The sequence below is a fragment of the Amycolatopsis sp. NPDC045836 genome (genome assembly GCF_056431745.1).
The window spans coordinates 95715-105814 of sequence record NZ_JBWKKF010000024.1; the positions used below are offsets into that span (position 1 = coordinate 95715).

The 10100-nt window shown below is 70.0% G+C and carries 8 protein-coding genes and 1 tRNA gene; 8 read left to right on the top strand and 1 reads right to left on the bottom strand.

Going from position 1 to position 10100, the window contains the following annotated elements:
• The first annotated feature begins 3 nt into the window (after nucleotides 1-3).
• The 7 genes from rhaI to AC07EG_RS33730 all read left to right on the top strand — a co-directional run bounded on the left by rhaI (nucleotide 4) and on the right by AC07EG_RS33730 (nucleotide 8738).
• Nucleotides 4-1170, top strand: coding sequence for an L-rhamnose isomerase (rhaI, locus tag AC07EG_RS33700; protein WP_478257289.1), 1167 nt, complete (start codon nucleotides 4-6; stop codon nucleotides 1168-1170).
• A gap of 1 nt (nucleotide 1171) precedes the next feature.
• Nucleotides 1172-1375 carry a LuxR C-terminal-related transcriptional regulator gene (locus AC07EG_RS33705; protein ID WP_478257290.1) on the top strand — a complete coding sequence of 68 codons (204 nt, stop codon included), beginning with the start codon at nucleotides 1172-1174 and terminating at the stop codon, nucleotides 1373-1375.
• 383 nt (nucleotides 1376-1758) lie between these two features.
• Nucleotides 1759-4200, top strand: coding sequence for a LamG-like jellyroll fold domain-containing protein (locus tag AC07EG_RS33710; protein WP_478257291.1), 2442 nt, complete (start codon nucleotides 1759-1761; stop codon nucleotides 4198-4200).
• A gap of 39 nt (nucleotides 4201-4239) precedes the next feature.
• A complete protein-coding gene (locus AC07EG_RS33715; RefSeq protein WP_478257292.1) occupies nucleotides 4240-5319 on the top strand; it encodes an ABC transporter substrate-binding protein in 1080 nt (359 codons plus the stop codon).
• A complete protein-coding gene (locus AC07EG_RS33720; RefSeq protein ID WP_478257293.1) occupies nucleotides 5309-6829 on the top strand; it encodes a sugar ABC transporter ATP-binding protein in 1521 nt (506 codons plus the stop codon). Before AC07EG_RS33715 ends, AC07EG_RS33720 begins: the two co-directional genes overlap by 11 nt.
• The gene (locus AC07EG_RS33725) at nucleotides 6826-7773 is read left to right on the top strand and encodes an ABC transporter permease (RefSeq protein WP_478257294.1); all 948 of its coding nucleotides are present in this window, start codon (nucleotides 6826-6828) and stop codon (nucleotides 7771-7773) included. The genes AC07EG_RS33720 and AC07EG_RS33725 overlap by 4 nt, the downstream gene beginning before the upstream one ends.
• Nucleotides 7770-8738: an ABC transporter permease gene (locus AC07EG_RS33730; RefSeq protein WP_478257295.1), complete on the top strand. Its 969-nt coding sequence runs from the start codon at nucleotides 7770-7772 to the stop codon at nucleotides 8736-8738. Before AC07EG_RS33725 ends, AC07EG_RS33730 begins: the two co-directional genes overlap by 4 nt.
• Here the strand turns inward: AC07EG_RS33730 and AC07EG_RS33735 are convergent, their stop codons facing one another.
• Nucleotides 8739-9668 carry a cation diffusion facilitator family transporter gene (locus tag AC07EG_RS33735; protein WP_478257296.1) on the bottom strand — a complete coding sequence of 310 codons (930 nt, stop codon included), beginning with the start codon at nucleotides 9666-9668 and terminating at the stop codon, nucleotides 8739-8741.
• Nucleotides 9669-9876: 208 nt separating this feature from the next.
• On the opposite strand from AC07EG_RS33735, the gene AC07EG_RS33740 reads away from it, so the two are divergent.
• Nucleotides 9877-9949: transfer RNA gene (locus AC07EG_RS33740), tRNA-Arg, on the top strand.
• Nucleotides 9950-10100 lie beyond the last annotated feature (151 nt).

The window sequence follows — 10100 nt, forward strand, 5'->3', positions numbered from 1 at the left end:
ACCATGAGTTCGTGGACAGCGGCCGCGGCGGTCCTGCGCACGCAACGGATCGAGACCCCGTCCTGGGCGTACGGCAACTCCGGCACCCGGTTCAAGGTGTTCGCCCAGCGCGGCATCCCGCGTGATCCGTATGAGAAGATCGACGACGCGGCCAAGGTGCACGAGCTGACCGGCGTGGCGCCGAGCATCGCGCTGCACATCCCCTGGGACCGCGTCGACGACTTCGGCGCGCTCGGCCGGTACGCCGCCGACCGCGGCATCGCGCTGGGCGCCATCAACCCCAACGTGTTCCAGGAGGACGACTACCGGCTCGGCAGCCTGGGCAACCCCGATCCCGGGGTGCGCCGCAAGGCCGTGGACCACCTGCTGGAGTGCGTGGAGATCGGCCGCACCACCGGGTCCGGCGTGCTGTCGGTGTGGCTGGCCGACGGCACCAACTACGCCGGGCAGGACAACATCCGCGCCCGCCAGGACCGGCTGCACGACGGCCTGCGCGAGGTGTACGACCGGATGCCGGAAGGCATGCGGCTGCTGCTGGAGTACAAGTTCTTCGAGCCGCACTTCTACACCATGGACGTGCCGGACTGGGGCACCTCGTTCGCCCAGTGCCTGCGCCTCGGCGAGCGCGCGCAGGTGCTGGTGGACACCGGCCACCACGCGCCGGGCACGAACATCGAGTTCATCGTCGCGGTGCTGCTGCGGGAGGGCAGGCTCGGCGGGTTCCACTTCAACAGCCGCAACTACGCCGACGACGACCTGATCGTGGGTGCGGCGGACCCGTTCCAGCTGTTCCGGATCATGCACGAACTCGTCGCCGCCGGCGGGCTGGACCCGGCCGCGGGGGTGGAGTTCATGCTGGACCAGTGCCACAACCTGGAACCGAAGGTGCCGGCGATGATCCGCTCGGTGCTCAACGTCCAGGAGGCCACGGCGAAGGCGCTGCTGGTCGACACCGACGCGCTGGCGCGGGCGCAGGCCGATGGCGACGTGCTCGGGGCGAACGCGGTGGTGATGGACGCGTTCCACACCGACGTCCGCCCGAAGCTGGCCGAACTGCGCCAGGACCTGGGGCTGGACCCGGATCCGATCGCCGCCTACCACCGCAGCGGCTACCAGGAGCGGATCGAGGCCGAGCGCACCGGCGGCGCCGCGATGGGCTGGGGGGTTTGAAGTGCTGACCAGGGCCCGCCTCAGCCGGGACGACCTGGTCCTGCTCCGGCTGCTCGCCTCCGGCCTGCCCGCGGACGCGGTGGCCCGGCGGCTCGGGCTGTCCGGCCGCACCGTCCGGCGCCGGACCCGGGCGATCTGCGACCAGCTGGGCGTGCGCACGCAGATCGAAGCCGTGGTGTGGGCCGTCCGGCGCGGGCTGCTCTGACCCGATCGGACCATCGTCGGATCTCTGCCCAGCCATCCCACAAAGAGACAAGAATCAACAGATCCCCGGTGCGGCCCGCCGCGCCGGGGATCTTGTTCTGTCCGCAACCGAATCGGACATCCCCTGGAAGAGCCGGTGCAAGCGCAAATGTTGAGAGCTGAGTAAGTATGGTCGGATGTGTTGACATCTGTTGAGTCCCCGCGTGAAATGTGTCACGGCGAGTCCATCCCGTGCCGGCACACGCGGGCTCGTTTCCCGGCGCCAGCAGCCGCTGGTTCACCAGGACCTCACCTGAAGGGTGTACGACAACGATGTCACGTGTCAGCCGACGCCGAAAGATCAGACGACCGTGGGCCGTGGCCGCGCTCGCCTCGGTCTTGACGATGCTCACCGTGGTGGCCCCGCAAGCTTCGGCGCAGCCGGAATGGCAGCTGGGCACCCCGAAGCTGCCGACCCCCTGGACCCACCTGGTCAACCCCGACAACGCGCTGCCGGAGTACCCGCGGCCGCAGCTGACCCGCAAGGACTGGCAGAACCTCAACGGCGTGTGGGAGTTCGCCGGCGCCACCGCCGGTGAGGCCCCGCCGTTCGGCAAGACGCTCGGTGAGCGCATCCTGGTGCCCTACCCGACCGAGTCGGTGCTCTCCGGCATCGAGCGGCACGAGGACCACATGTGGTACCGCCGCACCGTGACCGTGCCGCCGAACTGGCAGGTCGGCAGCAAGAACCGGCTGAAGCTGAACTTCGGCGCGGTGGACTACCTCGCGTCGGTCCACGTCAACGGCAAGAAGGTCGCCGAGCACAAGGGCGGCTACGGCGCCTTCTCCGCCGACATCACCGACGCGCTCAAACCGGGCGGCCAGCAGGAGATCGTGGTCGGCGTCGAGGACCGCGCGGACCAGACCTGGCAGCCGGTCGGCAAGCAGCGCATCGTGCCCGACCGCGGCATCTTCTACGAAGGCGCGTCCGGCATCTGGCAGACGGTCTGGATGGAGCCGGTGGCCGCCGCGCACGTGGAGAACCTGGGCATGGTCCCGGACATCGACACGAACACCCTCGGCCTGACCGTGCAGACCAGCGGCGACGCGAGCAAGCTGACCGCCGAGGTGATCGTCCGCGACGGCGGTGCCGTGGTCAGCCGCAAGCGCAGCCCGGCGGCCGGGGAGATCAGGGTGGAGGTGCCGCGGGCGAAGCTGTGGTCGCCGGACAACCCCTTCCTCTACGACCTCGACGTGGTGCTGCGGGACGCCGGTGACCGCCCGGTCGACCGGGTCGGCTCCTACTTCGGCATGCGTGAGGTCGGCAAGGTCGAGGGCGCCGACGGCAAGCTGCGGATGACGCTGAACGGCAAGATCCTGTTCCAGATGTCCACCCTGGACCAGGGCTACTGGCCGGACGGCATCTACACCGCGCCCACCGACGCGGCGCTGGCCTTCGACCTCGAGCAGCACAAGGAACTCGGCTTCAACACCGTGCGCAAGCACATCAAGACCGAACCCGACCGCTGGTACTACCACGCCGACCGCCTCGGCCTGCTGGTCTGGCAGGACATGCCGGCGATGAAGACCGGTGGCCGGCCGCCGGTCGACGCGCAGCAGCAGTTCGAAACCGAACTGCACGAGATCGTCGAGGAGAAGAAGAACTGGACCTCGGTGATCGGCTGGGTGCCGTTCAACGAGGGCTGGGGCGAGTGGAACCGCGACGCCACCGGCCGCATCGCCGAGGAGGTCAAGGCGCAGGACCCGAGCAGGCTGGTCAACGCGCACAGCGGGGTGAACTGCTGCGACTCGCTCGGTGACTCGGGCAAGGGTGACGTGCTCGACTGGCACGCCTACGTCGGCCCCGGCACACCGGTGCCGGACGCCGACCGCGCCTCGATGGACGGTGAGCACGGCGGCTTCGGCCTGGAGATCGACGGCCACATGTGGTTCGGCGAGGGCCACGCCTACGAGATGACCCCGGACCAGGCCACGCTGACCCGCCGGTACGTGGAGAACCAGACCGACGTGCTCGAGGCCGCGCAGCGCTGCGGCATCGGCGGGGCCATCTACACCCAGATCACCGACGTCGAGCACGAGGTCAACGGCTTCTTCACCTACGACCGCCAGGTGAAGAAGATGGACTTCGGCCAGGTCAAGGCGATCAACGAGCAGATCATCCGCGAATCCGACGGCAGCGGCACCGGTGCGCCCGACCCCGGTCCCGGCACGCCGGGCACCGACGGGGTGCACGCCTACAAGTTCGACGAGGGCAGCGGTACCACCGCGGCCGACGCGATCGGTGACGCCGACGCCACGCTGACCGGTGCCGAATGGGCCACCGGCGTCCAGGGCGGCGCGGTCTCCTTCAACGGCGGCGGTTTCGGTGACACCGGCAGCGCGCTGGTGAACACCGCGGGCAGCTACTCGGTGTCCGCGTGGGCCAAGCTCGACGCGGCCGACGGTGCCTTCCAGACCGTGGTCAGCCAGGACACCGGCAGCAACAGCGCCTTCTTCCTGCAGTACTCCGGCCAGGACCAGCGCTGGGCGATGAGCTTCGTCGGCCTGCGCGCGCTGTCGCCGGAGAAGCCGGAAACCGGTCGCTGGTACCACCTCACCGGTGTCCGCGACGCCAAGGCGGGCACGCTCTCGCTCTACGTCGACGGCCGGAAGGTCGCCGGGCAGAGCTCCTGCGTGGCCTCGGCGTCCACCGGGCACACGGTGATCGGCCGCGGCCAGTACGGCGGCAACCAGGTCGACTTCCTCCGCGGGGACGTGGACGACGTCCGGCTGTTCGACCGCGCGCTGACCGACCAGGAGATCGCGGCCCTCGCGACCCGCCCCTAGTTTCCACCCGTTTCCCCCGCCCCACCGAGGAGTTCAACGATGAACCACAGAAAAGCCCGGCTGAGCGTCGTGTTGCTGGCCGCCGCCGGACTGGCGCTGACCGGCTGCACCAATCCGGGAGATTCGAACAGTTCCGCCGCGCCGACCGGCACCACCGGCGGTGACGGGCAGGTGGTGAAGAGCCAGGCCCCCGGGGCGGGGGAGGGGTGCACCCTGGAGAAGAACGGGGCGCAGAAACTGGACCTGAAGACCGCGGTGGTCGGGTTCTCGCAGTCCGAACCCGACACCGCGGCCTTCCGGGCCGCCGAAACCGCGTCGATCAAGTCGGCCGCCGAGCAGCTGGGCGTGAAGCAGCTGCTGGTGACCAACGCGAACAACGAGCTGCCCAAGCAGATCGCCGACATCCAGGACCTGCTCAACCAGGGCGCGCAGTTCCTCATCGTGGCGCCGGTGAACTCCGACGGCCTCGACCCGGCGCTGGCCGCGGCCAAGGCCAAGGGCGTGCCGGTGCTGACCATCGACCGCAAGGTGACCAACACGCCCTGCACCGACTACGTGGCCTTCCTCGGCTCGGACTTCTACGAGCAGGGCAAGCGCGCCGCCGACGCGATGAACAAGGCGACCGGCGGCACCGGCAAGGTGGCCATCCTGCTCGGCTCCTCGGGCAACAACGTCACCGACAACCGCAACGCCGGGTTCAAGGACCAGCTCAAGCAGTACCCCGGCCTGCAGATCGTGGCCGAGCAGACCGGCAACTTCGCCAGGGAGAAGGGCCAGCAGGTGGCCGAGCAGCTGCTGCAGGCCAACTCGGAGATCACCGCGATCTACGCGCACAACGACGAGATGGGCCTCGGTGCGGTGACCGCGGTGACCGCGACCGGCAAGAAGCCGGGCGAGGACGTCAAGATCGTCTCCATCGACGGCACCCGCAACGCGGTCCAGGCCATCGTGGACGGGCAGATCAACGCGGTGATCGAGTCGAACCCGCGGTTCGGCCCGCTGGCCTTCGAGACCGCGCAGAAGTTCTACAACGGTGAGGCCATCCCGGAGAACGTCATCATCGAGGACGACGAGTACAACAAGGACAACGCGGCCCAGAACCTCGCCAATGCCTTCTGACGCACTGCTGGAAACCACCGCCGTCACGAAGTCCTTCGGCGGTGTGCACGCCCTGCGGGGCGTGGATTTCTCCCTCGCGCGGGGGGAGATCCACGCCCTCGTGGGGGAGAACGGGGCCGGCAAGTCGACCTTGATCAAGGTGCTGACCGGGGTGCACCGGCCCGACGGCGGCGAGGTGCGCTTCGGCGGGCAGCCGGTGGAGTTCCACCGGCCCGCCGCCGCGCAGGACGCCGGGATCTCCACCATCTACCAGGAGATCAACCTGGTGCCGCTGCTCTCGGTGGCGCGCAACATCTTCCTCGGCCGGGAGCCGCGCAACCGGTGGAAGCTGATCGACGTGGCGGCGATGAACCGCCAGGCCGCCGAGCTGACCCGGTCGCTCGGGCTGGACGTGGACGTGACCGCCGAACTCGGCAGGCTCGGCCTCGGCGTGCAGCAGATGGTGGCGCTGGCGCGGGCGGTCTCGGTGGACAGCCGCGTGGTGATCATGGACGAGCCGACGTCGTCGCTGGAAACCCGTGAGGTGGCCACGCTGTTCGACGTGGCGCGGGGTCTGCGGGACCGCGGGGTCGGCCTGATCTTCGTCTCGCACCGGCTCGACGAGCTGTGGGAGCTGTGCGACCGGGTGACCGTGCTGCGGGACGGTCAGCAGGTGCACACCGGCCCGATGGCCGAGCTGGACCGGGTCACCCTGGTGGCGCGGATGCTCGGCCGGGACATCGAGCAGGTCGAACGCGAGGGTGCCACCGAGTTCGGCGAAGAGCACACGCGCGGGGAGGAACCGGTGCTGGAGGTGGCCGGGCTGGACGTCAAGCACCGGCTGTCCGGCGTCGGGCTGACCGTGCGCCCCGGTGAGGTGGTCGGCCTCGGCGGACTGCTGGGGTCCGGCCGCAGCGAGACGGTCAAGGCGGTCTACGGCGCCCTGCCCGCGCAGTCGGGTTCGGTGTCGGTCAGCGGCCGGAAGGTGAAGGCGAACTCCGTGCGGCACGCGCTGCGGGCGGGGATCGCGCTGCTGTCCGAGGACCGCAAGGCCGAGGGCATCATCCCGGACCTGTCGGTGCGCGACAACATCGCGCTGGCCGTGCTGCCGCGGTTCTCGCGGGCCGGGCTGGTCACCGAGGCCCGGATCGACGCGCTGGTCGAGACGTTCATGAAACGCCTGCACATCAAGGCGTCCAGTCCGGCGCAGAAGGTGCGGGAACTGTCCGGCGGCAACCAGCAGAAGGTGCTGATGGCGCGCTGGCTGTGCACCGAACCGAAGGTGTTCCTGCTCGACGAGCCCACCCGCGGCATCGACGTCGGCGCGAAGCTGGAGGTGCAGGGGCTGATCGACGAACTGGCCGGCCAGGGGCTCGCGGTGGTGCTGATCTCCAGCGAACTGGAGGAACTGGTCGAGGGCGCCGACCGGATCGTGGTGCTGCACAACGGAGCGGTGAGCCGGGAGCTGACCGGCGACCGGGTCACCGGCGCGGCGCTGCTGGCCGCGCTGGCGGGGGAGGACGGCGAATGAGCCGCTTCGACAAGGACTGGGTGCGCCGCAACGGCGTCTACGTGGCACTGGTGTTGCTGCTGCTGGTGAACGTGGTCGTCACCGACAACTTCGTCAGCGCCGGCACGCTGCGCCTGCAGCTGATCCAGGTGGCGCCGGTGCTGCTGGTGGCGCTGGGCATGGCGCTGGTGATCGGCACCGAGGGCATCGACCTGTCGGTGGGCGCGGTGATGGCCATCGCGGCGGCGCTGGTGCCGCTGTACATCGGCTACGGCACCGCGGTCGCGCTGCTGATCGCCGTGCTGTCCGGGGCGGTGACCGGGGTGCTCGCCGGGGTGCTGGTGGCGAAGGTCGGCGTGCAGCCGATCATCGCCACGCTCGGCATCATGGTGGCCGGGCGCGGGCTGGCCAACGTGTTCGGCGGCGAGATCAAGAGCATCCGCGACGACGGCATGGTCGAACTGGGCTCCGGTGACCTGCTGGGCGTCCCGTACGTGGTGCTGATCGCCGCCGTGGTCGCCGCACTGGCCTGGTTCCTGGTGCGCCGGTCCACCTACGGCCGCCAGCTGGTGGCCATCGGCGGCAACAAGAAGGCCGCGGAACTGGCCGGGCTGCCGGTGAAGCGGGTGCTGATCACCACCTACGTGGTCTGCGGGCTGCTCGCCGCGCTGGCCGGGGTGCTGATGGCGGCGCGGTCGCAGGCCAGCGACCCGACCAAGCTCGGGCTGCTGGTGGAGCTGTCCGCGATCACCGCGGTGGTGATCGGCGGCACGCCGCTGTCCGGCGGCCAGGTCCGCATCGCCGGCACCATCGCCGGCGCGCTGCTGATGCAGTTGATCACCGCGACGCTGATCTTCCACGACATCCCCGACTCCACCGCGCAGGTGGTGCAGGCGGTGATCGTGGTCGCCGCGGTCTACGTGCAGCTCGGCCGGAAGCAGGCCAGGAAGAAGGCGGTGAAATGACCACCACCCCCATCGCCACCCGGGCCAGGGTGGCGCGCTCGGTGCAGCGCCAGGGCGCGCTGGTGATCCTGGTGGTCGCGGTGCTCGCGTCGACCTTCGCGTTCGACTCGTTCGGCACCACCGGCAACCTGACCAACATCGCGCTGCAGGCGTCGTTCCTGGCCGTGGTGGCGCTCGGCATGACCTTCGTGATCATGACCGGCGGCATCGACCTGTCGGTCGGCTCGGTGTTCGCGCTCGGCGGTGTGCTGGCCGCCTGGGGCGCGCGGTACGGCACCTGGGCGGCGATCCTGCTGCCGCTGGTGGTGTGCGGGGCGATCGGCCTGGTGCAGGGGCTGGTCATCGCCCGCGGCGGGCTGCCGCCGTTCATCGTCACGCTGGCGGGGCTGCTGTTCGCCCGCGGCGTGCTGCTGCTGATCAGCGACGAGGGCGCGACCACGTACAAGGTGCCGCCGGACTCGGCGTTCCGCGAGCTGGCGCAGGGCCAGCTGCTGGGCGTCGGCTACCCGATCTGGATCGTCGTGGTCGCCTTCGGCCTCGGCGCGCTGGTGCTGCACCGGACCACCTACGGCTCGACGGTGCTGGCGATCGGCGGGCAGGAGGACGCGGCCGACCTGATGGGGCTGCCGGTGGTGCGCACCAAGGTGCTCACCTACCTGGCGTCCGGGCTGCTGGCCGGGTTCGGCGGGCTGCTGATCGCCTCCTACACCTCGTCCGGGGTGACCGTGCTGGGCGTCGGCATGGAGCTGGAGGTGATCTCCGCGGTGGTGCTCGGCGGCACGCTGCTCACCGGTGGCGCGGGCACCATCCTCGGCACGCTGGTCGGCGTGCTGCTGCTGCAGGTGATCAAGAACGTGATCAACCAGGTGGGTTCGCTGAACTCGAACTGGCAGGCCGTGGTCAGCGGCACCATCCTGCTGGTCGTGGTCACCCTGCAGCGCTGGCTCTCGCGCCAGGTCAAGTAGTCACCAGGAGAGTTCGCCGCACCTGCGGGCCGATTCCCGCGGTTCGACCTGCAGGGTGGCGTGCTCGATGCCGTAGTTGCCCGCCAGCAGGTTCTGCGCCTCGACCAGCACGTCGGGGTGGTGCGCGGCGGGTTCCACGGTCAGGTGCGCCGAGGCCACCTCCATGCCGGAGGTCAGCGTCCACACGTGCAGGTCGTGCACGTCGGCCACCCCGGGCAGGGCGGCCAGCTCCTCGCTGATCCGGCCCACGTCGACGCCCTGCGGGGCGTGCTGGAACAGGATCCGCAGCGCGCGGCGGGCCAGCGTCCAGGTGCGGGGGAGCACGAACAGGCCGATGGCGACACCGATGATCGGGTCGGCGTAGCGCCAGCCGGTGGTCAGCGTGATCAGGCCGCTGAGCAGCACCCCGAACGAGCCGATCATGTCGGCCAGCACCTCGAGGTAGGCACCGCGGACGTTGATGCTCTCCTTGGCGCCGTCCCGCAGCAGCAGGAACGACACCACGTTGGCGGCGAGCCCGGCGGCGGCCACCAGCAGCACCGGCAGGCCGGGCACCTCCGGCGGGTCGGTGATCCGGCCGATCGCCTCGTAGAGCACGTACCCGGCGACGCCGAACAGCAGCACGGCGTTGGCGAGCGCGGCCAGCACCTCGGCGCGGTAGAGCCCGAAGGTGCGGCTGAACGTGGGCCCGCTGCGCCGGGCGAGCAGGATCGCCACGAGCGCCATGCCCACGCCGAGCACGTCGGTGAACATGTGTGCCGCGTCGGAGATCAACGCCAGCGAAGACGTCGCGAACCCGACGGCGAACTCCAGCAGCATGAAGGCCGCGCCGATGACCAGCGCGGCGGTCAGCGCCCGCACGTACTTGCCGGACGCGCCCCCCGGCGGCGTGTGGCCGTGCCCGTGTCCATGGCCGTGTCCGTGGCCCATCCCGCTGCCTCCCGCCTCGACTACCGGGAATATATAGTGACATGCGCATGAGTGCAATAGAGGTGAGCCTAAGCTGTGCCACGACGCTACGACGCGGCTCGCCCGGGCCCAACCCCCCAACCGGGGCTTCCCGTCCGGCGGGATCATCAACCCGCTGTCAGGGTGGTTTGGGCATGCGATAGGCTTCACCCAGTCGCTCAGGCGGCGGGCCCTCGTAGCTCAGGGGATAGAGCACTGCCCTCCGGAGGCAGGTGTCGCAGGTTCGAATCCTGCCGAGGGCACACACTTCTGATCGGGTTCCAGGTTTTTCCGCCGGAACCGAAGCACCCTTCACCAACGTCGTACCCTTCAGGTGTCGCTGAAGGGGGACGGATGAGCAATCCGCTGGTCGCGCAGGCGCAGTCGCAGACGACCGGGGTGACCGGGATCGGG

What these genes read in the sequence shown, in the direction of transcription:
- rhaI (WP_478257289.1), top strand. Translation starts at nt 4, where the DNA reads ATGAGTTCGTGGACAGCGGCCGCGGCGGTCCTGCGCACGCAACGGATC.
- AC07EG_RS33710 (WP_478257291.1), top strand. Translation starts at nt 1,759, where the DNA reads ATGCTCACCGTGGTGGCCCCGCAAGCTTCGGCGCAGCCGGAATGGCAG.
- AC07EG_RS33715 (WP_478257292.1), top strand. Translation starts at nt 4,240, where the DNA reads ATGAACCACAGAAAAGCCCGGCTGAGCGTCGTGTTGCTGGCCGCCGCC.
- AC07EG_RS33720 (WP_478257293.1), top strand. Translation starts at nt 5,309, where the DNA reads ATGCCTTCTGACGCACTGCTGGAAACCACCGCCGTCACGAAGTCCTTC.
- AC07EG_RS33725 (WP_478257294.1), top strand. Translation starts at nt 6,826, where the DNA reads ATGAGCCGCTTCGACAAGGACTGGGTGCGCCGCAACGGCGTCTACGTG.
- AC07EG_RS33730 (WP_478257295.1), top strand. Translation starts at nt 7,770, where the DNA reads ATGACCACCACCCCCATCGCCACCCGGGCCAGGGTGGCGCGCTCGGTG.
- AC07EG_RS33735 (WP_478257296.1), bottom strand. Translation starts at nt 9,668, where the DNA reads ATGGGCCACGGACACGGCCATGGACACGGGCACGGCCACACGCCGCCG.